We start from the raw sequence: 25,080 nt of genomic DNA on the forward strand, positions 1-25,080 counted from the left end.
AAATGAACCCAAATTAAAAACCCAAGAATGTTGATTTAACAGCATTCTTGGGTTTTGCTTTTATAAAGATTTCGGCTGAAATACCACTTTCCGGACAGCCCCTTTCTATTTAAGCATTTATTGAGTGAAATTTGACAGCGAGTTGAGCGCCAAGAACGGCGTTGTTTTTTACTAAGGCAATGTTTGCTTCTAAGCTTTTGCCTTCTGTTAGTTCTTTTACTTTTGCAAGTAAGTACGGTGTAACGTCTTTACCGGTAATATGGCGTTCTTCCGCTTCTTTTAAGGCTGATTCAATGATTTTGTTAATAAATTTCTCTTCCATGGCATGTTCTTCCGGAATGGGGTTTGCAATGACAACACCGCCATTTAGGCCCAAATCCCATTTCACTTTTAAAGTGGAGGCAATTTCATCCACATGATCTGTCCGCAAATGGAGTGGAAATGCACTTGTGCGTGTGAAGAAGGCTGGAAGAACGTCGGTTTGATAGCCTATAACCGGTACACCTTTTGTTTCGAGATATTCCATGGTTAATCCTAAATCCAAAATGGATTTGGCCCCTGCACAAATGACAGCAACATTTGTTTGACCTAATTCCTCCAAGTCTGCGGAAATATCCATTGTTGTTTCTGCACCGCGGTGAACTCCGCCAATCCCTCCGGTGACGAAGATAGGAATCCCTGCTAATTCAGCGCAAATCATTGTCGCAGCTACGGTGGTGGCACCAAGTTTTTTCGTTGCAAGTAAGTAAGCTAAGTCGCGTCTGGAAGCTTTGGCTACCTCTTTGCTTTTTCCGAACACCTCCAGCTCGTCATTAGATAAGCCGATTTTTATTTTACCATCCATGATTGCAATGGTTGCTGGAACAGCTCCATGGTCACGAATGATTTGTTCCACTTCTCGAGCGGTTTGAACATTTTGCGGATAAGGCATGCCGTGCGAGATAATGGTAGATTCTAAGGCAACAATAGGTTTGCCTTGTTCTTTGGCAACGCTTACTTCTTCTGAAAAAAATAAATATTGTTTCATGACAGTTCCTCCATGTCTTTTTGTAGTTGTGTAGCAAATAAATCTTGCCTAACGGTAAAAGGGGATTGGAGTGTTTTCGATGCATTGATGCTTCCGGCTTTAGCAATATCTATAAAGGTTTTTCCTTCTAGCCAAGTGTAAATAACTGCTGCAGAGAACGCATCTCCAGCTCCCGTCACATCCACAATGTTGCTTGTTTCCACAGCAGGAACGTGGATAATTCCTTCGTCTTTATTCCCAATCATAGAACCTTTTTTTCCATTAGTAATAATTACATTGGCTACACCAATTGATAGCCATTTTTCTACAGCTTGTTTCCAATCTTCCTCATTTTTGATTTCGGATTGAAAGTAAGTTTCCGTTTCATCCCGATTGGTAATCAACCAAGTCACCCCATGCAAATCACATGGCAGCCTTCTCATCTTTGGTGAGGATACAGGGACAATCACTAGGGGTAAATGATGATTTTTGGAAAAATGGCATAAAAATTGAATGGTATCTTTTGGACAGTTTAAATCCGCTACAATACATTTGGAGCGGCTTAAAATTGCTTCATATTTCAACAGTAAATCAGGTGTAATGGCTTCATAAACATCCATATCTGCCAACGCAATAACGAGTTCTCCGTTTTCATCTAAAACGGCTGTGTAAGAACCGGTTGATTTTTCAGGGAATTGGTTTACGGTTTCCAAATTCATATAAAGAGCAGACGTCTCTTCAATGATGGACCATTCCTTATCAGCGCCACATGCTGTGAGAAGATACACGGGCAACCCGAGCCGTCCTAGATTTTCAGCGATATTTCGTGCCACTCCGCCGGCAGTTTGTGTAACATAACTAGGATTAGAAGTCCCTAGTTGGACTTTGTCTTTAATGTGAAATTTACGATCCACATTTGCTCCGCCGATACAAATAACTGGTTGGGCTTCATTTAATATATAGGCCCTGCCTAAAATGTGTCCTTTTTTCATTAACCCCGAAATCAGATTAGCAATGGTGGGTCGGGATAAACCTAACTTTTGCGCTAGCTCCTGTTGAGAAATATAGGGGTTTTTTCGTATGAAATCGAGTATCAATTGTTCATTCTCTGTCAATTGTTCACGCAAAAACTCCACCCCCTTTAAAAACATCTACTTCTAATAAACTTTTGTTCATAAAATAAACTTTTGTTTATATTGTAACATTAGAAATTTTCAGTTCAATAATTTTATATAAAAAATTCAGACAAATAAAATAAACAAGGGTATATTTTTTATTGACAATCAAACGTCTATTTGAATATTATATAATCAAATGAAGATTTGAATGAAGCAATAGATCTTTTATAAAATGGGTTGTATTCGAAGAAACTAGCCATAATCGGAAATTTTTCGGTTTCCATCTGTTAAAAAGAGAGAAAGAAAAAGGTTTTATTGGGGGGATAACATGGGGCATCATCACCATCATGGCCATTCACATGGTCATCATCACGGCCACTCGCATGGGCATGCACATACAAGTAATAAAAAAGCTTTATTGAGTTCCTTCATCTTAATTGCGTCATTTATGGTGATCGAAGTTATTGGCGGATTGTTAACCAATAGCTTGGCACTATTATCAGATGCAGGTCATATGCTAAGTGACGCGGCTGCCTTAGGGTTGAGTTTTTTCGCGATTAAGCTTGGTGAAAAACAAGTTTCTCAAGAAAAAACATATGGCTATAAACGGTTTGAAATTATTGCTGCAGCTTTAAATGGGTTAACCTTAATACTCATTTCCATTTATATTTTGTATGAAGCTGTAGTACGATTTTTCCATCCTCCGGAAATTCAAAGTATGGGGATGCTAATGATTTCCGTGACAGGTTTATTAGTTAACATTGTGGCAGCATGGATTTTGATGAGTGGAGATAAAGATGAGAACCTAAATGTCAGAAGTGCTTTCTTACATGTACTTGGTGATATGCTTGGTTCTTTTGGAGCGATTATCGCTTCCTTATTAATTATGTTTTTTGACTGGGGGATCGCTGACCCGATAGCTAGTATCATTGTCGCAGTGTTAATTTTAATTAGTGGATATCGGGTTACGAAGGATTCGTTTCATGTGTTGATGGAGGGGGCGCCGACGCAGATTGATATGAATCAAGTTAAGGCTTCCCTTGGCCGAATTCCATTCGTGAAGGAAGTACATGACCTGCACATCTGGACAATTACTTCCGGATACCCCGTTTTAAGCTGCCATATCACGATTGCTGATGAAGCACAACATGATGAAATTTTAGCACAATCACAAAAAATCCTTCACGATGAATTTCACATAGAACACAGCACCATCCAGGTGGAAAAAGAAGCAAGGGGCTGTCCGAGTCCGCATGGAACGTGTAATTAATTAATGGAAAGGAAGAACAGGTACTATACTTCCATTGATTTTATTGGTTAATTAGCAAAATGCCTTAAAGTATAACCATAAACTAGCAATTCAAGATCCAATTTTACAGTAATCAAATAAAACCAAAATTGAGCTTATCCAAAGAGGGTAAGCTTATTTTTGTTGAGTAAAAGTAGATTTTGTCGAAACATTTGTAATAATGTTTCAGAAAATTGTTGATATTATGAAACATTATTTAATATAATCGGATTAGGACTTAGTATAGGGTGAAGTTTGATGAAAAGTGCTGAAATACTATTTATCCAAGAAAGCATGCATATGTTTAAGCCTTCCGAACGAAAGGCGGCTGAATTCATCCTTGAAAATCCGCAGGAAGCTGTGAATATGTCTGTTCAGAAATTGGCAGAAAAAGCGAAAGTCAGCGAAGCCACCATTGTTCGCTTATCTAAGGTATTAAAATGTAAAGGTTTCCAAGAATTGAAGCTGAAAATTGCTTATGAATTGGCGAAATCGGAAAGTGAATATAGTCTGTATGAAGATATTCCTAAGGACGATTCCATTCAAGCGTTTATTCAATCTGTGTCGCAAAATAATATACAATCCATCCAAAATACGACTCTAGTTCTATCAGCAGAGGAATTAGAAAAGGCGGTTGCTCTTATCTCGAATGCTAGAAAAGTGGCTGTCTTTGGAATCGGAGCTTCTGCCATTGTTGCGATGGACTTCAAACAAAAACTAACCCGGATCAGCCATTGGTGTGAAGCAGCATTCGATGGAGATACCCAGGTTACTGTTGCGGCGAATCTAACAAAACAGGATGTGGCTTTTGGCATTTCCTATAGCGGTCAGACGATAGATATTATTGAATCATTAGCAGTTGCTAAGTCAAATGGTGCCCGCATTATCTCTTTGACAAAATCAGGGGATAACCCTGTTTCCTCATTAGCAGACGTCAAACTATTTACCACTTCTTTAGAGCGAAATGTTCGAAGTGGGGCAACGAGTTCACGTATTGCGCAGCTCAATGTCATTGATATTTTGTTTCTCGGTGTTACAAAATCCAACCAAGATACCCATGTAGAAGCTTTGGAACGAACCCGCAAAGCAGTAAATGTTTTTAAGAAAAAATAAATAATGATAGGCCGCACCTTCTGAAATAACACCATCTGATTACTCCATCTGGTTACCACCCTCGTTCACACGAGGTTTTTTAAAATATATATCAATGAAGGAGGAACTAAAAATTCATGAACAAGATGGGGAAAGCTTGGTTATTTGGGGTATTTGCATTCATCTTGATGTTTGCCACAGCATGTTCAAGTGAAAAAGAAACTTCGAAAAAATCAAATGCCTCTAAAGAAGATGAAAAAGCAGATGCAGTCACACTGACCATTGGTAGCTGGAGAACAGAGGATACAGCCAAATACGAGAAAGTGATTGAAGCTTTCAACAAAAAACATCCTGATATTAAAGTCGAATTTAAACCTTCCAAAAACACAGAATACAACACCATTCTGAATACGGCACTTCAAAGTGGCGAAGGCCCGGACATTATCCATCTTAGACCATATGCACCTGGAATTGCCCTTGCTGATGCTGGTTATCTGGAACCACTTGACGGTCTGACTGGATTGGATGCATTCCCGGAGACAGCCCTTCAGGCATCAAAAGGTTCCGATGGCAAGCAATATGGCGTCCCTCTCAACATGAGTACCACCCAAATCTTTTATAACAAAAAAATCTTTAAAGAGCATAATTTAAAAGAACCGAAAACATGGGATGAGTTTATCAAGCTAAATGAAACATTGAAATCCAAAAACATCATACCAATCGCCCTTGGCGCGAAGGAAGGTTGGCTATTGTCAGCGGCTCATGGAATTATCGGGCCTGCTCATTACGGCGGTAATGAATTTGTTGAAAAAATAACGAAAGGTGAAACGAACTTTGAATCAACTGAGTTTGTCAATTCAATTAAAGCGATGGATCAATTGAAGAAATACTTCCCTGATAACTATGAAGGTCTTGGTATGGAGGATATCCGTACACTATTTGCAACCGGCCAAGCAGCTATGTTCCCTATGGGAAGCTGGGAAATTGAGGTCGTGCGCAGCCTAAATCCTGATATCGAAATTGGATTTTTCCCAATGCCATCTGCGATTGGAAAAGAACGAACGATTACAGCTTGGGTAGATGGCTCCTTCGCCTTGAACGCAAAATCTAAGCATAAAGAAAAAGCAAAATTGTTCCTAGAGTTTTTAGCAACGAAAGAGTTTGCCGAGTTGTTCACAAACGAATTTAAAATGATTAGTGCAATGCCTGGTGTGAAGGCTAAGGATGAATTAGTAACGTCTTTAGGTGAAGCAGTTGAGAAAATGTCTACCCCTTATATGATGGTTGTGTACTTTGCTGGCGGCAACCCTACTTCCAAAACTACCTTGGAAAACGAGCTTCAAGGAATGTATTTAGGTAAACAAACACCTGAAGGCGTAGCAAAAAGTGTACAGGAAAATGCGGAAACGTGGTTTAAACCATTTCAATAATGAAAAAAAGGAGGACCATGGTTGAATGGTCCTTCGGAAAGTGAATAAAAAGTAGGTGGCGGAGAATATGCAAACGATGATCCAAACGGAGACTGTGAAGCAGAAAAAGCGGAAAAAACAGAAGAGATGGGGAATTCATCTCTTCCCTATTCCCGCCCTTTTTATTTATGGCCTGTTCATTGTTTATCCATTGGTAGCAGCCATTACTTACAGTTTTTACGACTGGAAGGGAATCCAAAAACAAGCATTTGTCGGGCTGGAAAATTATAAAAATCTATTTACCCTTGAGCCATTTAGCGGCATGTTCTGGAATGCTTTTGGCCATAACGTCCTATATTTTGTTGTTCAAATGGTTGTCCAGAATGGCTTGGCTTTTTTCCTTGCTTTTATTATCTTTCAAAAAATCCGTGGCGCAGAATTATTGAAAATGGCTTATTTTCTGCCAAGACTTTTGTCAGTCATCGTCGTCGGATTTTTGTGGAAGCTTATATTAAATCCAAACTTTGGGGCCTTAAATGTCATTCTTAGTAAATTAGGATTGGAATCATGGAAAAAGGCGTGGCTAGGTGATCCAGACACGGCCTTAATAACTATTATTCTCGTAAACTGCTGGTTTGGATTGGGGTTTGCCATATTAATCTTTTTGGCTGGTTTCCAGTCGATTCCAAAAGAATTAATCGAAGCTGCAAGATTAGATGGAGCAAAAGGCATGACAATGTTAAGGAGAATCATGATGCCACTCATGATGCCATCCATCATGATCATGACAGTGCTGACGTTTATCCAATCATTTGAAGCCTTTGAACTAGTTTATGCTATGCAAGGGTCTCAGGGAGAACCATATCGTTCAACAGATACGTTAGCTGTGTATTTCTATCGTTTAGCCTTTGGCGGGGCGACGGGGGATTCTACAGCAATTGGACTCGGATCGGCGCTGGCAGTTGTGCTATTTCTCTTTATCTGCGTTTTTACCGCGCTCTTTTTAAACTATATGAAGAAAAAAGAAGTTGAAATGTAGGGAGGGTACTAATCATGAAACAATCGATCTGGATGAAGTTATTCTATTATATCGTTGCTTTTTTATTTGCTTCTATCAGTCTTTATCCGATCATCCTAATGATCGTATCCTCCTATAAACCAACGATAGAAATTTTTACAAACCCACTATCGTTGCCGAAAAGCTTTAGTTTGCAAACGTACGAGAAACTGCTAGATCAGGTTCCATTTATGACGTATTTTTACAACAGTGTGTTTGTCAGTGTTGTTTCAGTCCTACTTATTTTGATTACTACTTCTCTAGCAGCTTTTTATATCGCTAGGTATACCTACTGGTGGAATAACATCCTCTTTTTCGTTTTCCTGATGGGGATGATGATTCCGATTAAATTAGGAATTGTGCCATTGTTTATTTTAATGAAGGGTCTCGGTTTAACGAACTCTTTATGGTCACTTATTTTGATGTACACTGCACAAGGGATACCACTGTCCATCTTAATTTTGACTGGATTTTTCCGAACGATGCCAATGGAGTTAGAGGAAGCCGCCCGAATGGACGGGGCTAGCGATCTTAGGATTTTATGGAATGTCGTTTTGCCATTAATGCGGCCAGCGCTTGGTACGGTTATGATTATTAATTTTATTCAGTCATGGAATGACTTTTTCTTCCCGTTAATTTTTATCACGAATGAGATGAAAAAGACGATTCCTGTCGGCATGCTAAGCTTGTTTGGTGAATATTCAGCTGACTGGGGTGCGCTATTTGCCGGATTGACATTATCTTCTTTGCCAATGCTCATTCTATTCTTTATAGCATCGAAACAGTTTATGGAAGGTTTGACTGCTGGTGCGGTCAAATAGTGATTTTACCTTGGCATTGTTAAATGGAGGCATAGATTATGGATGAAACTCGCCCAGGACTTTTGACAGAAATGCGAAATGAGAATTCGGAAAATTTACACCAATTTACGACTCTGGAAATTATTCAGTTGATGAATCAGGAGGACCAAAAGGTTGCCTTTGCGGTAGAAAAAGCCTTGCCCCAAATAAAAGATGCGATTGATGCGGTGGTCACATCGCTCAAGCAAGGGGGGAGGATCTTTTATATCGGAGCGGGAACAAGTGGCCGACTTGGCGTATTGGATGCTTCTGAATGCCCGCCAACCTTTGGCGTAACCAATGATCTAGTAAATGGTATTATTGCTGGCGGAGAAAAGGCGATTCGCTATGCTGTTGAAGATGCGGAAGATGATCGTGAGGCAGGAAGAGAGGTCGTCAATCAACTGCTTGGACCAAAGGATGTGTTAATTGGCATTGCCTCTAGCGGTAGAACACCTTACGTTTTGGGAGCTGTGGAAAAAGCAAATGAACGAAATATTCTCACGATCGGAATCGCGTGTAACCTTGGTTCAGAATTAGCCAAGATGGCTAAATATCCAATTGAAATTCCTGTAGGGCCAGAAGTCATTACCGGCTCTACCCGCCTAAAAGCTGGAACAGCGCAAAAAATGGTATTAAATATGATTTCGACAGCTTCGATGATTAAAATGGGCAAGGTATATAAAAATTTAATGGTAAATGTTCAAGCCACGAACGAAAAGCTGAGGAAACGGTCGATCTCCATCATTCAAGACATCACCGGCTTGGATGAATCGGCGGCCAAAGAAGCAAATGAGAAGGCAAATGGGGATACGAGAGCTGCGATTTTAATGGTTTTATTTCAAGTTGATTTCGATACTGCGATCTCCGTTCTCAAACAGCATCATGATCATTTTCCGAATGCGATGGAACAACTTCAAAGGCAAAAAGCTGCAAAGGATCTCACCTGATTGCGGGTGGAAACCTTCCGCCTGCTCTTTTTATTATGGTTCCATTTGAATTTGAATGATTCTTTATACCTATTTGTTGACAGTATTATAGGTCTAAAGTGGTATAGATAACTATACCTATTATCTCATACTTTCTTAAAAAATAGTAAATAATATTTCTTAGCTTTGTCCAGATCGGAAAGCTAAAGTTAAGGAGGAGCTATGAGGAAAAAATCCATTGTCCTTGCTTCAGTATGTACTGCATTATTGTGTACCTCTCATGTTTCTGCTAACAGTGAATCTAAGATTATTCCTACCATTGAAAAGAAAGAAATGAAATCATTCCAATCGGAAAAACCTCACCCTGTTTTTACATGGAACTCTGAATTCGTCCCTGTCACAAGTGTGCTTCACCCTAGTTCGCCTAGAGGGGCAGGAATGGTTGCTACACCACTACAACAAATCGACACCATGATTCAAGAAAACATTGAAAATAAACTATTCCCGGGTGCTGTTGCCTTTGTCGCAAGAGGAGGGAAAATCGTTAAACACTCTGCTTATGGTCATTCAGCTATTTATGCAGACGGTCAGTTTACGAAATTAGATCAGCCTTTATCGATGAAGAAGGATACCATTTTTGATCTTGCCTCCATTAGTAAAATTTTCACTTCTGTAGCCGTTATGCAGCTTTTTGAGAAAGGTTTATTTCAGCTGGATGACCCGGTTGCCAAGTATATTCCGGAATTTGCTGTAAATGGGAAAGAAAAAGTTACGATTCGCCAGCTATTGACTCATACCTCTGGATTTACGTCTTGGATACCGCTCTATACAATGGGAAATTCCCGTGAAGAACGACTGCAGCTTGTTTTTCAGCAGCCATTGAAAAATAAGCCCGGTACAACTTATGAATATAGTGATCTCAACATGATTACTTTAGGGGCATTCATTGAGCGACTATCCGGAAAGCGCCTGGATGAATTTGTGAAGGAACATATTACAAAGCCGTTAGGGATGAAGGACACAATGTACAACCCGCCAGCTTCTTTGAAAAACCGTATTGCAGCGACAGAATACCAGGCTGTTCCCAACAGGGGATTAGTTTGGGGGGAAGTGCATGATGAAAATGCTTGGTCTCTTAATGGAGTTGCCGGGCATGCCGGAGTGTTTTCAACTGCAGAGGACCTTGCAAAACTAGCGCATATTTTTATCAACAATGGAAAATATGGTGGAAAAAGTATCCTGAAACCTGAAACGGTAAAACTTTTGCTGGAAAATCAAAATTTAGCATTTCCAGGTAATGACCATGGTCTTGGTTGGGAACTAGGCCAAGGCTGGTACATGGATGCCTTATCTGAAGGAACTGAATCTTTCGGTCATACAGGCTATACCGGCACATCGATTGTCGTCAGTCCCCATAACAAAACGGTTGCCATTTTGCTCACCAATCGTGTTCATCCAAGTAGAAATATGGGATCTATTAATGCTCCAAGAAGATGGTTTGCAAGGCAGGTCGCAGATGCCATTCCGGTATCCATTCCAGGTAAAAGTTCGGCATGGTTTGCTGGATATGGGGATCTTTTGAATCGTGTGATGGAAACCGATCTACAGTTAATAAAAGATACGAAGCTTACCTTTGCTACATGGTACCGTATGGAAAATCAAGCCGATTATGGACGGGTGGAAATGTTGATAGATGGCAAATGGCAAATGGTCACAGAACTTTCCGGCACAAGCAATGGCTGGGAAATTCTTACGTTCGATGTACCGCGTAAAGCTAAGAAACTTCGTTTTGTTTATCAAACGGATTCCACAGTGAATGGTCGCGGCTGGTATGTCTTGAATCCGAAGCTAGATTCTGTGGAACTGAAATTTGATAAAAACGAATGGCAGTTACGCAATTACTAATTTTTAATAAAAAGAGGAGGAAACTGATGAGGAAATTTTTAAAAGCGTTCATGATTTCGTGCTTGGCTATTGGGGTCTTGTTGACTGGTATTCCCGTATCCAGCTCAGTTGCGGCATCCACCATTAAGGATTTAGTCATTGACCTAAATGTGCCTCAAGTAAAACGGGAGGTAAAAGACGACAAAATTTTATTAAATCCACTTCATATATTTGGGGATGGTCATTTTAAGCTAGCTGCAGACGTCACATGGAAGTCTTCAAATAAAAATGTAGCTTCTGTAAAAGATGGCGAAGTTACGTTGACCGGTCATAACGGGAAAACGTTTATCTCTGTCAGTGATGGTCAATTCACTGACCGAATTGCTATTCAAGTGAAGGGAAACCAGGATAAAATTCTCGTAATAAAAGAAAAAGGTTCCCGGTATGACGTCATTGGCAACGCGATTAAGCACATGACACTAGAAGAAAAAGTCGGACAAATGTTGATGCCGGATTTTCGAACATGGAAAGGAAAAAATGTTACGGAAATGAATGATGAGATCGCCAAGCTTGTAAAGGATTATCATCTTGGCGGGGTTATCTTGTTCCGTGAAAATGTAGTGACAACCGAACAAACAACCAAGCTTGTGGATGCTTATCAACAAGTAGCACAAAAATATGGCTTGCTTATTACGATTGACCAAGAAGGCGGTATTATTACTCGTCTCCAATCAGGATCTGATTTTTCCGGGAATATGGCGCTTGGAGCAACAAGATCTGAAGAGACAGCTGAAAAAGTCGGAAGAGCCATTGGCGAGGAACTGCACTCGTTAGGTATTAATATGAATCTGGCGCCGGTGCTTGATGTCAATAATAACCCGGATAATCCAGTTATTGGAGTGCGTTCGTTTGGGGAAAATCCAGAGCTTGTAGGAAAAATGGGCAACGCTTATATTAAAGGGCTCCAGGAAAGCGGCACAGCGGCAACGGCCAAGCATTTTCCAGGGCATGGAGATACAGCGGTAGACTCCCATTTAGGATTACCAGAAGTGCCTCATGATAAGGACCGTTTGAAACAAGTTGAATTATATCCTTTCCAGCAGGCGATGGATGCAGGAATTGATGCGATTATGACTGCTCATGTCACTTTCCCGAAAATCGATCCTACAAAAGCCGTTTCTCAAAAAGATGGAACGGAAATTGCGATTCCAGCGACCCTCTCACACAAGGTATTAACTGGACTGATGCGTGAGGAAATGGGATATGAAGGAGTAATCATAACCGATGCGATGAACATGAATGCGATTGCTGACCATTTCGGTCCGGTTGATGCCGCCATCCGCAGTGTTAAAGCGGGAGCGGATATTGTGTTAATGCCTGTCGGACTAGAAGTAGTAGCTAATGGGCTTTATAACGCAGTGAGATCTGGTGAAATTTCTGAGAAAAGAATCGAACAGTCTGTCGAGCGAATTTTAACCTTAAAATTAAATCGGGGAATTGTTAAAGGAGAGGTTGAAGAAAGCATCGATCAAAAGATTTCCCATGCTCTTCAAGTAGTCGGCTCACCTGAGCATAAGGCTATTGAAAAAGAGGCCGCGGAAAAATCAATTACACTGGTAAAAAATAACGGAGTTCTCCCAATTAAGGCAGCACCAGAAGACAAAATTGCTGTAGTAGGGTATTCCGGCTACTATGTGAATTTGCTTTTGAATGAAGTGAAAAAGCATCATACAAATGTTACCTATATTGATACACAAACTAAGCTGACCACTGCTCAGCTCGAACAAGTGAAAGATGCGAAATATATTATTGTCGGAACTTATACTTCCAGTGTAGGAGGAAGGGCGCCAAGTGCCAGCCAAATGGTCATGACCAATCAGCTCATTAATGAAACCGATGCCAAAGTCATTGCTTTAGGAATCCGTAACCCATACGATGTCATGTCCTACCCGGCTGTAGATGCCTATCTTGTCCAATATGGATATCGACCAGCCAGCTTCGCGGCGTCAGTAAACACCATTTTTGGCGAGAATCACCCAACAGGAAAGCTGCCAGTTACGATTTATGGTCATGATGGTAGTGTAATGTACGGTTTTGGCCATGGATTAGGGTATTAAAAACTATTAAAAAATAGGGGAGGGGTTTGGATGAAGAAATGGATAATGGCAATGATCACTCTGCTATTAGTACTATCAACAGTAACGGCAGCCATTGCGAAAAATGAAAAAGAGAAGAATAATAAAAAGTTCCGTTTAGGTGTAGAAGTATTGTTAAAAGACCAAATTAACTTAATTAAAGGGAAACGCGTAGGCTTGATTACGAATCCAACTGGTGTCGACCAGGAGCTAAATAGTATCGTGGATTTGTTTTATCAACATAAGGAATTTGAACTTACAGCATTGTACGGTCCGGAACATGGTGTCCGCGGGAGCGCGCCTGCCGGTGAGTATGTGGAATCCTATATAGATGAAAAAACAGGTCTCCCCGTGTACAGTCTTTACGGAAAAACGCGTAAGCCTACACCGGATATGCTCAGCAATATTGATGTATTGGTTTTTGATATTCAGGATGTTGGAGCTCGTTTCTACACTTACATTTATACGATGGCTTTGGCAATGGAAGCAGCGAAAGAGAACAATATTCCTTTCATCGTGCTTGACCGCCCAAATCCAATTAGTGGCACTAAAGTAGAAGGACCAATATTAGAGGAAAAATATGCTTCCTTTGTAGGTCAGTATGCCATTCCAGTTCGACATGGTATGACAGTAGGAGAGTTGGCTCAGTTATTTAATAAGGAATTTGGTATCGGTGCCGATTTAACGGTTGTCAAAATGGAAGGTTGGAAGCGGAATATGTATTATGATGAAACACCATTGCATTTTGTGATGCCGTCACCAAACATGCCTACATTAGATACAGCCCTTGTGTATACGGGTGCTGCATTAATTGAAGGGGCTGCCAATGTTTCAGAAGGTAGGGGAACCACTAGACCTTTCGAACTTATCGGGGCGCCTTTCATTGATGGAGATGAACTAGCTGCAAGGTTAAATTCCTATCATCTACCAGGTGTGAAATTCCGTTCTGCTTCATTCATACCGACAACCTCCAAGAATGTAAATCAGTTAAACCATGGAATTCAAATTCATGTAACGAACAGAAATGCCTTTAAGCCATTCGAAACAGGATTGTATATTGTGAAGACCATACATGACATGTATCCGAACGATTTCCAATTCCGGGCCCGTGATAGTAAAGGGGTATCACACTTTGACTTGCTCGTAGGGAACGGTTCCATTCGCGATGGGATCGAAGCAGGCAAATCTATCGAAGAAATGAAAAAAGAATGGGAGCCAGCATTAAAAACATTTATGGATGTCCGTGAGAAATATTTACTCTATTAAATGACCTATTAGTTTGATAGGAGAAAAGCACTTGTCAGGGGGCTTTTCTCCTCATTTTTTTAGCCATTTCTATTCATCATGGTTTAATTTTTGATATATCAGTAAAATCTAAATATACTAAATATTTTGTTGAAATATAACACTGTATTATTTTATAATTTGATTGTCTCCTTGTTATACAACAAAGGGGGATGGTTATATCAATCTGTATAATACAAAGGGGGAAATTTATGTTCGAGCAGCTTGTGACAAGCATTAATGGGTATTTATGGAGTGCACCATTGATTATCTTCATTGTGGCAGTTGGGCTATATTTTAGTATACGCACCAGATTTTTGCAAATTCGACATGTGAAAGAAATGATTCGCCTCGTATTTACGGGAAAAAGCTCTAATGAAGGGGTTTCTTCTTTCCAAGCATTGGCTATGTCTTTATCCGGACGAATTGGGGTCGGGAATATTGCCGGAACAGCAACAGGAATTGCATTCGGAGGACCGGGTTCTGTATTTTGGATGTGGGTAATCACGTTTATTGGTGCATCAGCCGCTTTTGTGGAATCAACACTAGCGCAAATCTATAAAGAAAAGCAAGATGGAGAGTATCGAGGTGGCCCGGCGTTCTATATTGAGAAGGGTCTTGGTTGGAAATGGTTTGCTGTGATTTTTGCTGTTGCGACTCTCCTTGCTATGGCTGTATTAATGCCAGGTATTCAAGCGAATTCTATTGCAGAAGGTATGAAAAATGCGTTTGGAATTAATAGTGCCATTACTGGTTTAGTAGTGGTTGTATTAATGGCACTTATTATTTTTGGTGGAGTAAAACGTATTGCTAGAGTTGCAGAATTTATTGTACCTTTTATGGCTATCGGCTATTTACTTCTTGCTCTAGCGATTATTGCGGTTAATTTTGAAAGAATCCCTGAAGTATTTGCCCTAATTTTTAAAAGTGCATTCGGTGCAGAAGAAATGTTTGGAGGTATTCTTGGAACCACGATCATGTGGGGCGTAAAACGTGGTTTATATGCCAATGAAGCTGGACAAGGTACTGGTGCTCATCCTGCTGCAGCTGCAGAAGTATCACACCCAGCAAAACAAGGGCTCGTTCAGTCATTTTCCATTTACCTTGATGTGTTCTTAGTCGTTACATCAACAGCTTTAATGATCTTATTTACTAATTCTTACAATACAATAAATGAAAAAACTGGGGAATTCTTAGTGGAGAATCTTAAAGGAGTGGAAAGCGGACCAGCTTATACACAAGCAGCGGTCGATACCATTCTGCCAGGATTGGGATCAGGTTTTGTTGCATTTGCTTTATTCTTCTTTGCTTTCACGACTATATTTGCTTATTACTATATCGCAGAAACGAATCTTGCTTACTTAGTAAAGGGCAAAAACAGAAAGCCAGCTATGTTTTTATTAAAACTAATCCTTTTAGGCTCTGTGTTCTATGGAGCAGTAAAAACAGCAGAGCTTGCTTGGGCAATGGGAGATATTGGACTTGGAATCATGGTATGGTTGAACTTAATTGCTATTGTTCTCCTATTTAAACCAGCCAATATTGCCTTGAAAGATTACGAAGAGCAATTGAAGAAGGGACTAGATCCTGAATTTAATTCTACTAAGTTAGGAATTAAGAATGCTGATTTCTGGGCTAATGGTTATCAAAAATCGGAAAAAGAAGAAAGCAAACGTGTGGCCAATTAATCTTTTATTTGCATTTTCGTCCATGAATTTCTAGAATATAGGAACAGAATGGAATGGATGAGGTGTGAAATGATTGAAGTCATACGACATATGTCAGCGTTTTTTATACCGGGACTTCTAGTTTTACTTTTTACTCGTGTTACTTATAATCGAGTGATTGGTCTTGTCTTAACGGTTGCCTTAATTGCAGCTTCTGTCCATAAAGGCTATACCGATACATTTTCTCTCATTGTAATAGATGCATTTTCACTGACTGCCGGCTTTTGGCTTGCTGCCAAAATGAAGTTGCCAAACAATCGTACCAAGGTTGAAAAATAAAGTCTGCCAGAATAAGGCAGGCTTTTTTTGTACAAAAAAATCGAATGTGAGTTCGTATATTATTGGTTTGTTTTTGGGGTATTGTGGTAAAATGTATAGTATGAAATTGAAAACTGTTAGATGAAAATCATAGACACGGATTTTTTTAAAACGGGAGGAACGACCGTGAAGAAGGACCAATTTGAATTAGTATCCAAATACTCACCACAGGGAGACCAGCCGGAAGCCATAAGGAAACTGGTCGAAGGCATTAAAAATAATAAAAAACATCAAACCCTCCTTGGCGCAACTGGTACAGGGAAAACGTTCACGATTTCCAATGTAATAAAAGAGGTAAATAAACCGACCTTGGTGATCGCCCACAATAAAACCTTGGCCGGTCAGCTTTACAGTGAGTTTAAGGAATTTTTCCCGAACAATGCTGTTGAATATTTTGTCAGTTATTACGATTACTATCAGCCGGAGGCCTATGTGCCACAGACTGATACATTTATAGAAAAGGACGCCAGTATCAATGATGAAATTGACAAGCTGCGCCATTCAGCGACTTCAGCGTTATTTGAACGCAAGGATGTCATCATCATTGCCAGCGTCTCCTGTATATATGGTCTCGGATCACCGGAGGAATACCGGGAGATGGTTGTTTCGCTTCGTACTGGAATGGAGATAGAACGCAATCAACTACTTCACCGCCTTGTAGATATCCAATATGAAAGAAACGACATCGATTTTAAACGCGGAACATTCCGAGTCCGTGGAGATGTCGTTGAAATTTTCCCAGCTTCCCGTGATGAACACTGTATTCGTGTTGAATTTTTCGGAGATGAAATTGACCGGATTCGTGAGGTCGATGCCTTAACAGGGGAGATTATCGGTGAACGCGACCATGTTGCCATTTTCCCAGCCTCCCACTTCGTTACTCGTGAAGAAAAGATGCGTAAAGCGATCGAAAATATTGAAAAAGAACTAGAAGAACGGCTTACTGTCCTCCGTGAACAGAATAAATTACTCGAGGCTCAACGTCTTGAACAGAGAACTCGATACGATATTGAAATGATGCGGGAAATGGGCTTCTGTTCTGGAATTGAAAACTATTCACGCCATCTGACTTTAAGGCCAGCGGGCTCGACACCATATACATTGCTTGATTACTTTCCGGATGATTTCTTAATGATCATTGATGAGTCGCACGTAACACTACCGCAGATTAGAGGTATGTATAATGGGGACAAGGCCCGGAAGGAAATACTCGTTGAACACGGCTTTCGCCTCCCGTCAGCCTTAGATAATCGCCCGCTTAAGTTCGAAGAGTTTGAAAAGCATATTCATAATATCATTTATGTTTCGGCTACACCTGGCCCATATGAACTCGAACATACTCCTGAAATGGTTGAACAAATTATTCGTCCGACTGGGCTACTTGATCCAACGATTGATGTTCGGCCGATTCAAGGACAAATTGATGACTTAATCGGTGAAATCCAAGATAGAATAAAACGGAATGAACGAGTTCTCGTTACCACTTTAACGAAAAAAATGGCTGAGGATCTAACCGATTATTTGAAGGAAATTGGGATCAAGGTGCAGTATCTTCATTCTGAGGTCAAAACACTCGAGCGGATTGAAATTATCCGCGAGCTTCGTCTTGGAAAATATGATGTATTGGTTGGCATTAACCTCCTAAGGGAAGGTCTTGATATTCCTGAGGTATCACTGGTGGCCATTCTTGATGCTGATAAGGAAGGCTTCCTCCGTTCGGAACGCTCGTTAATTCAGACAATCGGCCGGGCCGCAAGAAACGCCAATGGTCATGTCATCATGTATGCTGACAAGATTACACATTCCATGGAAGTCGCAATTAATGAGACGAAGCGGCGTCGTTCCATCCAGGAGGAATACAATAAAAAGCATGGTATCACACCAAAAACCATTCAAAAGGATATTCGCGATGTGATTCGTGCTACACATGTGGCCGAGGAACAGAAAGAGTACAAACCGGCTACTTCTTTTGGCAAGATGAACAAGAAGGAAAGGGACAAATTGATTGCCAACATGGAAAAAGAAATGAAGGCTGCCGCCAAGGCACTCGATTTCGAGCGTGCTGCGGAGCTTCGAGATTTAATTTTGGAATTAAAAGCGGAAGGATAATGCCGGATCATTGGCCGAACCTACCGCTTTAATAAACGGAAGGATGTCGTAAATAATGGCAATGGAAAAATTGATTGTGAAAGGCGCCAGAGCCCACAATTTAAAAAATATTGATGTCACCATTCCGAGAGATAAGCTTGTTGTATTGACGGGACTTTCCGGATCAGGGAAGTCCTCACTCGCGTTTGATACGATTTATGCGGAGGGTCAGCGTCGCTATGTGGAATCACTTTCGGCTTATGCTCGGCAGTTTCTCGGACAAATGGATAAGCCAGATGTAGATGCTATTGAAGGCTTGTCACCTGCCATTTCAATTGACCAAAAAACAACAAGCCGCAACCCGCGCTCAACCGTTGGAACGGTGACTGAAATCTATGACTATTTAAGATTGCTTTTTGCAAGAATTGGACATCCCACTTGTCCGATTCACAACATTGAAATTTCCTCACAAACCATTGAGCAAATGGTGGACCGTCTTCTTGAATATCCGGAACGCACAAAAATGCAAATTCTTGCTCCAGTGGTATCAGGCCGTAAAGGGCAGCATGTTAAAGTCTTGGAAGACATAAAAAAACAAGGTTTTGTCCGCGTTCGTGTTGACGGTGAAATGCTCGACCTTAGCGAAGAGATTGAGCTCGATAAAAATAAAAAACACTCCATTGAAGTCGTAGTGGACCGAATCGTCATAAAAGAGGGTATTGCCTCACGTGTGGCCGACTCACTAGAAACGGCCTTAGGCCTTGGTGGGGGAAAGGTTATTGTCGATGTCATCGGTGAGGAAGAATTAATGTTCAGTGAAAATCATGCTTGCCCTCATTGCGGATTTTCTATCGGAGAGCTTGAACCAAGGATGTTTTCTTTTAACAGCCCGTTTGGTGCCTGCCCGGATTGTGATGGTCTCGGTTCCAAGCTAGAAGTGGATGTAGATCTCGTCATCCCTAATAAAGAATTAACTTTGAGACAGCATGCGATAGCCCCATGGGAACCGACAAGCTCACAATATTATCCGCAATTGTTGGAATCTGTCTGCAACCATTACGGAATTGATATGGATATTCCGGTGAAAGACATTCCGGAAAATCTTTTAGATAAAATATTATATGGTTCCGGTTCAGAGAAGATTTATTTCCGATACGAGAACGATATGGGGCAAATTCGTGAAGGCTATGTCGAATTTGAAGGTGTCATTCGTAATGTGGAGCGCCGTTATAAAGAGACAAGCTCTGATTATATTCGTGAGCAAATGGAAAAATATATGGCCGATCAAGCTTGTCCTACATGCAAAGGATTTCGATTAAAAAAAGAAAGCTTGGCTGTTCTTATTAATGGCTATCATATTGCCCAAGTCACTAACTTTTCAATTGAAGAAGCATTAGACTTTTTCTCCAATCTTCAGCTTTCTGAAAAAGAAGAAAAGATTGCTAAACTCATATTACGCGAAATTAAAGAACGTCTTGGTTTTTTAGTCAATGTCGGTCTAGATTATTTAAATTTAAGCAGAACGGCTGGAACCCTTTCCGGCGGTGAGGCTCAGCGAATTCGCTTGGCCACACAAATCGGTTCCCGCTTAACAGGTGTACTCTATATTTTGGATGAACCGTCCATCGGGCTTCATCAAAGGGATAATGATCGCTTAATTAGTACTTTACAGAGCATGCGGGATATTGGAAACACGCTCATTGTCGTGGAGCATGATGAGGATACGATGTTAGCAGCCGATTATTTGATTGATATCGGTCCAGGTGCTGGTGTTCATGGAGGTCAGGTGGTTTCTGCTGGAACACCGGAAGAGGTTATGGCTGATCCTAACTCGCTAACTGGTCAGTACTTGTCAGGGAAGAAATTTATCCCACTCCCACTTGAACGTCGCAAGCCAGATGGTCGTTTTATTGAAATAAAAGGTGCGGCTGAAAATAACTTAAAAAATGTGAATGTAAAGATTCCTTTAGGAATGTTTATTGCTGTGACAGGGGTTTCGGGCTCCGGAAAAAGTACGCTTGTGAATGAAATCCTTCATAAATCTCTTGCCCAAAAACTCAATAATGCAAAAATAAAGCCTGGTCAGCATAAGATGATTCAAGGGATTGAGTATTTGGATAAAGTGATTGATATCGACCAGTCTCCAATTGGACGGACACCGCGGTCCAATCCGGCCACTTATACAGGTGTGTTTGATGACATTCGCGACGTCTTTGCGGCTACAAACGAAGCGAAAGTACGTGGCTATAAGAAGGGACGTTTTAGTTTTAATGTAAAAGGCGGTCGCTGTGAAGCATGCCGTGGTGACGGGATTATTAAAATTGAAATGCACTTCTTGCCAGATGTTTATGTTCCTTGTGAAGTGTGTCATGGTAAACGCTATAACCGCGAGACATTGGAAGTGAAATATAAAGGAAAGAATATTTCTGAGGTTCTCGATATGACGGTTGAAGATGCCTTAACATTTTTCGAGAACATTCCAAAAATCAGTCGTAAGCTACAGACGATTTATGACGTCGGTCTTGGGTATATTAAACTTGGTCAGCCGGCGACAACACTGTCAGGAGGGGAAGCTCAGCGTGTCAAACTTGCTTCCGAACTGCACCGCCGTTCGACCGGACGTACCTTCTATATTTTGGATGAGCCGACAACCGGTCTTCATGTCGATGACATTTCACGTCTGCTTGTTGTCTTGCAGCGTCTAGTTGAAAATGGTGACACTGTTTTAGTGATCGAGCACAACCTGGATGTCATCAAAGCGGCTGATTACCTGATTGACCTCGGTCCGGAGGGTGGCGACAAAGGTGGTACGATCGTTGCAACCGGTACCCCAGAAAAGGTCGCTGAAGTTCCGGAATCATACACAGGTAAATACTTAAAGCCTATTCTCGAACGTGACCGCTTGCGTATGAAACAGCAAGTGGAAGACAAAAGCACCATTAAAGCTTAAGAATAGTTGAAGAGCTGTAACACCGGTAAAGGAGCAGGTTACAGCTCTTTTTTATCTATCTCCATTTTGAGAATGTTCTAGCGCAAGTGCTTTCACTCAATGTCCCATCCAAATCAAATTACCTCTAGTGTCAACGTGTTTCTTTCCGTTTTGGAGTACTAAGCTTAGCAGAATCAGACCAATTTTCTCGTCCCAGTCGGCTACGAATTGGTTTAAAGATGAAACTTTAAAGATATCCTATCGTAAGTAAAAGATAAGAGGTGGTGACAAAAAAGGTCAACCTACTCTAAATTATTCGTATTGGGCATGGGATTGATGGCGTAAAAAGATAATTTAATGAATAGGATTTATGGAAGAAACAATTTAAAAGGCTTGAGGGTGAAAAAATGAAAGAGGAACGGAAACGTATTTTGAAAATGGTTGAAGAGGGAAAACTGACGGTTAATGAGGCGTTAACATTACTTGAAGAATTGGATAAAGCACAGAAAACAATGGATCAAAAGCAGGAGCAAATCATAAATGACCTTTCTCATACGGTTCATTTTGAAGAAGCGAAGAAGGAAGATCCTGTTTTTACGAATTATCAATCAACAAAAGAAAAGATTTTTGAATTTGTGGACTCAGCCATAAAAAAGGTAAAGGAAATGGATTTAGATTTGAATTTTGGCCAGTCTGTTGAGATTTCCCATATTTTTCACCATGGAAATGCCACCATGAATGAAGTGGAAATTGATCTGGCAAATGGGTCGATAAATATTGTTGCTTGGGACCAGCCAGATGTTCGAGCCGAATGCCAGGCAAAGGTGTATCGTGTGGATCATCAGGATCAAGCTAGGCAACATTTTTTAAGGGATATGATCTTCTCGCTAGAGGGGCAAAAACTGCGCTTAATGTCCCAGCAAAAATCGATGAAGGTAGATACGGTCCTTTATGTCCCTAAAGCACAATATGAGAAAATGCGCGTTCGGGTTTTCAATGGATCTGTGTCAGGAGAAAATCTACAAGTGAATGATCTTTTCATTAAGACGGCCAATGGTAAAATTAATCTAGATCAAATGAACGGTTTAAAAGCAGAAGTAGAAACGGCGAACGGAAAAATTCACGTCGCAAATAGTCATATTGGTGAGGTAATGGCAGAGACTATAAATGGTGCAATACTGCTAGATGGGGATTTTCAAAAAGCGGAGGCCATCACCTTCCATGGACAAATTTCCTTAAATTTAAGTGGGAATCGCTGCGAATGGATTCACGCAAAAACCTTCACCGCCCCAATTGAATTATCGATCCCTGAAGGAACATCGGTAAGCGGGGAGCTAAAAACGAATCTTGGCGGATTTCATCTTGAGTTCGCAGACATTCAGGTATTGGAGGAAAAAAGTGAAAAGCTTCAAAAGTCACTTCGCTTCCAATCTACCAACCAACTTGATAAAATATTAAAGATCTATGCGGATTCAAAATCAGGTTCTATTACATTGAAAAAAGCAATAAGATAGAATAAGTATGGACAGGAATTTTCCGAATAGGAAAAGACCGGAGATTCCCTGTTTGAATATTATGATGTAGGAGTTTTGGTCATGAGATGGATAATTGGATGTTTAATAAACGCAGTTTTGTTTATGGCATTTGCAGGATATTTTCGCGAAAGCTTTTATTTGACAGGATTTTGGGCTGCATTGCAAGCAAGTATTCTATTATCCATCTTGAATATATTGGTAAGACCTATTTTGATTTTGTTTACACTACCGGTAACGGTTTTAACAATGGGACTCTTTTTATTTGTTATTAATGCCATTACTTTAGAGCTGACCGATTATTTAATGGGTGAGTCATTTGAAATATCAGGATTTGGGATGGCGCTCTTTTTCTCGGTCCTAATGGCCCTTGTTAATCTTTTTATTCAAAAAGTAATAATGGATTCAAGAAATTCGAAAAATTAATTTCAAGGTGTGTGTCTACTTTCTAGGCATGCACCTTTTATTTTTTAAAAGGCTAAAGTATGGTAATTATTAAAAAAATGTTAAAATAGATGGTAATTGATTTTTATTAATGTTTACAGGAACTAAAGGAGGAAGCTTCCTTGGTAAAAGTACGAACAAAGGATATTGTGGAAAAATTTCAGCTTGAATTAATATGTGGTGAAGAGGGAATTAACCGTCCCATTACTATGAGCGATATTTCCCGGCCGGGAATCGAATTGGCCGGTTTTTTTGAATTTTATCCTGCAGAAAGAATTCAGCTGTTAGGAATGACGGAGCTTACGTTTTTCCAACAACTCTCTGACAGAGAGAAAGAGACTAGGATGGAAAAATTATGTACCGATATTACTCCGGCCATCATTATTACAAGAGGCTTGGAAGTTCCGAAAGAATTAATTGAAGCTGCCGAGCGCGAATCGGTACCTGTGTTAAGAACGACACTTAAAACAACTCGTTTTGCAAGCCGTTTGACAAACTTTTTGGAAAGCAAGCTTGCTCCGACAACCGCCGTTCATGGTGTATTAGTTGATGTTTACGGGATTGGCGTGTTAATTACTGGTAAAAGTGGCGTCGGAAAAAGTGAAACGGCGCTGGAATTGGTGAAGCGTGGACATAGACTTGTGGCTGACGACTGTGTGGAAATTCGCCAAGAAGACCAAGATACATTGGTAGGCACATCTCCGGATCTCATTGAACATTTGTTAGAAATTCGGGGCCTTGGAATTATTAATGTCATGACACTTTTCGGGGCAGGGGCGGTTAGAAGCAATAAAAGAATTACCCTTGTCATCAATTTGGAAACGTGGGACCCGAAAAAACAATATGATCGCCTTGGATTAGATGAAGAAAAGATGAAAATCATTGATACAGAGATTACAAAGCTTACGGTGCCGGTACGTCCAGGACGGAACCTTGCTGTTATCATTGAAGTGGCGGCTATGAACTATCGTTTAAAAAGAATGGGAGTCAACGCTGCTCAGCAATTTACTGAACGTCTCGCGGATGTCATTGAAGATGGTGATCATGAACACGATGAGTTGTTCTAATATTTAGCTTGCTGCTCATCTCTATGGGATATAGAAAATAGAAAGAAAGAGGGGATAGAATGAACGAACATATTCAGCCACTGGATCCGATTGCCTTTTCACTTGGGCCGATTCAGGTTCATTGGTATGGAATTATCATAGGTGTTGGTTTGGCACTGGCCATGTACATAGCTATGAAGGAAGGCAATCGCCGCGGGTTGCCGAAGGATACCTTTGCTGATTTATTACTGTGGGCGATTCCGATCGCCATTATTTCAGCACGGATTTATTATGTTATTTTTGAATGGGATTATTATAAAAATAATTTAGCAGCGATTCCGCAAATTTGGAATGGCGGGATCGCCATTCATGGTGCTCTTATTGGTTCCGTGCTGACGGCTTATGTTTTTTCTAAAAAGCGGGGAATTTCTTTTTGGAAACTGGCCGATATTGCCGCCCCAAGTATTATCCTAGGGCAGGCTATTGGTCGCTGGGGAAACTTTATGAATCAGGAAGCCCATGGTGGCGAGGTTACCCGGGAGTTTCTTGAGAATTTATATTTACCAGATTTTATTATTAATCAGATGTATATTAATGGTTCATACTATCACCCAACATTTCTCTACGAGTCGATTTGGGATTTGGCCGGGTTTATTTTCTTACTTTTACTACGCCGCGTGAATTTACGTCGTGGTGAGATGTTTTTAACGTATGTCATTTGGTATTCGGTAGGCCGATATTTTATCGAAGGAATGCGTACAGACAGTCTCATGTTGGGAGAGTTACGAATGGCTCAAATGATCTCGATTGTTTTAATTGTCGGGTCAATAGCCCTTCTCCTTTATCGCCGCAAGAAGCAGCTGTCTGATTTGAGATATTTAGACTCGGAAAATTAGTTTTTTCAACCGACTATGCATCGTTTGATTTAGATAAAAAAACAGCGATGTTTTATCAT

General features: G+C 40.5%; 19 protein-coding genes. 17 read left to right on the forward strand and 2 right to left on the reverse strand.

Annotation, left to right across the window (positions count from 1 at the left end; genetic code table 11):
• Positions 1-109: 109 nt before the first annotated feature.
• Entirely contained in the window at positions 110-1,027 is a 918-nt protein-coding gene (locus tag GZA11_RS08150) for a pseudouridine-5'-phosphate glycosidase (protein WP_163183432.1), read from the reverse strand.
• Complete coding sequence (locus tag GZA11_RS08155) at positions 1,024-2,142, reverse strand: PfkB family carbohydrate kinase (protein WP_163183452.1); 1,119 nt, start codon at positions 2,140-2,142, stop codon at positions 1,024-1,026. Before GZA11_RS08155 ends, GZA11_RS08150 begins: the two co-directional genes overlap by 4 nt.
• Positions 2,143-2,452: 310 nt before the next feature.
• Between GZA11_RS08155 and GZA11_RS08160 the strand changes: the two genes are divergently transcribed.
• The 17 genes from GZA11_RS08160 to lgt all read left to right on the forward strand — a co-directional run bounded on the left by GZA11_RS08160 (position 2,453) and on the right by lgt (position 25,021).
• The gene (locus GZA11_RS08160) at positions 2,453-3,394 is read left to right on the forward strand and encodes a cation diffusion facilitator family transporter (protein ID WP_038537352.1); all 942 of its coding nucleotides are present in this window, start codon (positions 2,453-2,455) and stop codon (positions 3,392-3,394) included.
• Positions 3,395-3,670: 276 nt separating this feature from the next.
• Positions 3,671-4,525: a MurR/RpiR family transcriptional regulator gene (locus GZA11_RS08165; RefSeq protein ID WP_038537351.1), complete on the forward strand. Its 855-nt coding sequence runs from the start codon at positions 3,671-3,673 to the stop codon at positions 4,523-4,525.
• Positions 4,526-4,641: 116 nt separating this feature from the next.
• Complete coding sequence (locus GZA11_RS08170; RefSeq protein ID WP_163183433.1) at positions 4,642-5,934, forward strand: ABC transporter substrate-binding protein; 1,293 nt, start codon at positions 4,642-4,644, stop codon at positions 5,932-5,934.
• Between the two features lie 76 nt (positions 5,935-6,010).
• On the forward strand, positions 6,011-6,952 hold the full coding sequence (locus GZA11_RS08175; RefSeq protein WP_038541903.1) for a carbohydrate ABC transporter permease: 942 nt from the start codon (positions 6,011-6,013) through the stop codon (positions 6,950-6,952).
• Between the two features lie 14 nt (positions 6,953-6,966).
• Positions 6,967-7,791 (forward strand): carbohydrate ABC transporter permease, encoded by an 825-nt coding sequence (locus GZA11_RS08180; RefSeq protein ID WP_038537348.1) that lies wholly within the window; start codon positions 6,967-6,969, stop codon positions 7,789-7,791.
• A gap of 38 nt (positions 7,792-7,829) precedes the next feature.
• Positions 7,830-8,759: an N-acetylmuramic acid 6-phosphate etherase gene (gene murQ / locus GZA11_RS08185; protein ID WP_163183434.1), complete on the forward strand. Its 930-nt coding sequence runs from the start codon at positions 7,830-7,832 to the stop codon at positions 8,757-8,759.
• A gap of 201 nt (positions 8,760-8,960) precedes the next feature.
• The gene (locus tag GZA11_RS08190; RefSeq protein ID WP_163183435.1) at positions 8,961-10,643 is read left to right on the forward strand and encodes a serine hydrolase domain-containing protein; all 1,683 of its coding nucleotides are present in this window, start codon (positions 8,961-8,963) and stop codon (positions 10,641-10,643) included.
• A gap of 26 nt (positions 10,644-10,669) precedes the next feature.
• Complete coding sequence (locus GZA11_RS08195; protein ID WP_163183436.1) at positions 10,670-12,739, forward strand: glycoside hydrolase family 3 protein; 2,070 nt, start codon at positions 10,670-10,672, stop codon at positions 12,737-12,739.
• A 30-nt stretch (positions 12,740-12,769) separates the two neighbouring features.
• Positions 12,770-14,023, forward strand: coding sequence for an exo-beta-N-acetylmuramidase NamZ family protein (locus GZA11_RS08200; protein ID WP_038537341.1), 1,254 nt, complete (start codon positions 12,770-12,772; stop codon positions 14,021-14,023).
• Positions 14,024-14,253: 230 nt separating this feature from the next.
• A complete protein-coding gene (locus GZA11_RS08205; RefSeq protein WP_038537340.1) occupies positions 14,254-15,729 on the forward strand; it encodes an alanine/glycine:cation symporter family protein in 1,476 nt (491 codons plus the stop codon).
• A gap of 69 nt (positions 15,730-15,798) precedes the next feature.
• Positions 15,799-16,047, forward strand: a complete 249-nt coding sequence (locus GZA11_RS08210) for a CsbA family protein (protein ID WP_038537338.1) — start codon at positions 15,799-15,801, stop codon at positions 16,045-16,047.
• 165 nt (positions 16,048-16,212) lie between these two features.
• Positions 16,213-18,195 (forward strand): excinuclease ABC subunit UvrB, encoded by a 1,983-nt coding sequence (uvrB, locus tag GZA11_RS08215; protein WP_328822040.1) that lies wholly within the window; start codon positions 16,213-16,215, stop codon positions 18,193-18,195.
• Between the two features lie 55 nt (positions 18,196-18,250).
• On the forward strand, positions 18,251-21,124 hold the full coding sequence (gene uvrA / locus GZA11_RS08220; RefSeq protein ID WP_163183438.1) for an excinuclease ABC subunit UvrA: 2,874 nt from the start codon (positions 18,251-18,253) through the stop codon (positions 21,122-21,124).
• A 386-nt stretch (positions 21,125-21,510) separates the two neighbouring features.
• The gene (locus tag GZA11_RS08225; RefSeq protein WP_163183439.1) at positions 21,511-22,617 is read left to right on the forward strand and encodes a DUF4097 family beta strand repeat-containing protein; all 1,107 of its coding nucleotides are present in this window, start codon (positions 21,511-21,513) and stop codon (positions 22,615-22,617) included.
• Positions 22,618-22,698: 81 nt separating this feature from the next.
• Complete coding sequence (locus tag GZA11_RS08230; protein ID WP_163183440.1) at positions 22,699-23,061, forward strand: phage holin family protein; 363 nt, start codon at positions 22,699-22,701, stop codon at positions 23,059-23,061.
• Between the two features lie 140 nt (positions 23,062-23,201).
• Positions 23,202-24,146 carry an HPr(Ser) kinase/phosphatase gene (gene hprK / locus GZA11_RS08235; protein WP_038537331.1) on the forward strand — a complete coding sequence of 315 codons (945 nt, stop codon included), beginning with the start codon at positions 23,202-23,204 and terminating at the stop codon, positions 24,144-24,146.
• 59 nt (positions 24,147-24,205) lie between these two features.
• On the forward strand, positions 24,206-25,021 hold the full coding sequence (gene lgt / locus GZA11_RS08240; RefSeq protein WP_038537329.1) for a prolipoprotein diacylglyceryl transferase: 816 nt from the start codon (positions 24,206-24,208) through the stop codon (positions 25,019-25,021).
• Positions 25,022-25,080: the final 59 nt, after the last annotated feature.

The sequence above is a fragment of the Neobacillus sedimentimangrovi genome (assembly GCF_010614825.1).
In the GTDB taxonomy this organism is placed as follows: domain Bacteria; phylum Bacillota; class Bacilli; order Bacillales; family Cytobacillaceae; genus Neobacillus; species Neobacillus thermocopriae.

Bases quoted from the DNA above. Each gene is read 5' to 3' on its own strand.
- GZA11_RS08150 (WP_163183432.1), bottom strand. From the start codon at position 1,027: ATGAAACAATATTTATTTTTTTCAGAAGAAGTAAGCGTTGCCAAAGAA.
- GZA11_RS08160 (WP_038537352.1), top strand. From the start codon at position 2,453: ATGGGGCATCATCACCATCATGGCCATTCACATGGTCATCATCACGGC.
- GZA11_RS08165 (WP_038537351.1), top strand. From the start codon at position 3,671: ATGAAAAGTGCTGAAATACTATTTATCCAAGAAAGCATGCATATGTTT.
- GZA11_RS08170 (WP_163183433.1), top strand. From the start codon at position 4,642: ATGAACAAGATGGGGAAAGCTTGGTTATTTGGGGTATTTGCATTCATC.
- GZA11_RS08175 (WP_038541903.1), top strand. From the start codon at position 6,011: ATGATCCAAACGGAGACTGTGAAGCAGAAAAAGCGGAAAAAACAGAAG.
- GZA11_RS08180 (WP_038537348.1), top strand. From the start codon at position 6,967: ATGAAACAATCGATCTGGATGAAGTTATTCTATTATATCGTTGCTTTT.
- murQ (WP_163183434.1), top strand. From the start codon at position 7,830: ATGGATGAAACTCGCCCAGGACTTTTGACAGAAATGCGAAATGAGAAT.
- GZA11_RS08190 (WP_163183435.1), top strand. From the start codon at position 8,961: ATGAGGAAAAAATCCATTGTCCTTGCTTCAGTATGTACTGCATTATTG.
- GZA11_RS08195 (WP_163183436.1), top strand. From the start codon at position 10,670: ATGAGGAAATTTTTAAAAGCGTTCATGATTTCGTGCTTGGCTATTGGG.
- GZA11_RS08200 (WP_038537341.1), top strand. From the start codon at position 12,770: ATGAAGAAATGGATAATGGCAATGATCACTCTGCTATTAGTACTATCA.
- GZA11_RS08205 (WP_038537340.1), top strand. From the start codon at position 14,254: ATGTTCGAGCAGCTTGTGACAAGCATTAATGGGTATTTATGGAGTGCA.
- GZA11_RS08210 (WP_038537338.1), top strand. From the start codon at position 15,799: ATGATTGAAGTCATACGACATATGTCAGCGTTTTTTATACCGGGACTT.
- uvrA (WP_163183438.1), top strand. From the start codon at position 18,251: ATGGCAATGGAAAAATTGATTGTGAAAGGCGCCAGAGCCCACAATTTA.
- GZA11_RS08225 (WP_163183439.1), top strand. From the start codon at position 21,511: ATGAAAGAGGAACGGAAACGTATTTTGAAAATGGTTGAAGAGGGAAAA.
- GZA11_RS08230 (WP_163183440.1), top strand. From the start codon at position 22,699: ATGAGATGGATAATTGGATGTTTAATAAACGCAGTTTTGTTTATGGCA.
- lgt (WP_038537329.1), top strand. From the start codon at position 24,206: ATGAACGAACATATTCAGCCACTGGATCCGATTGCCTTTTCACTTGGG.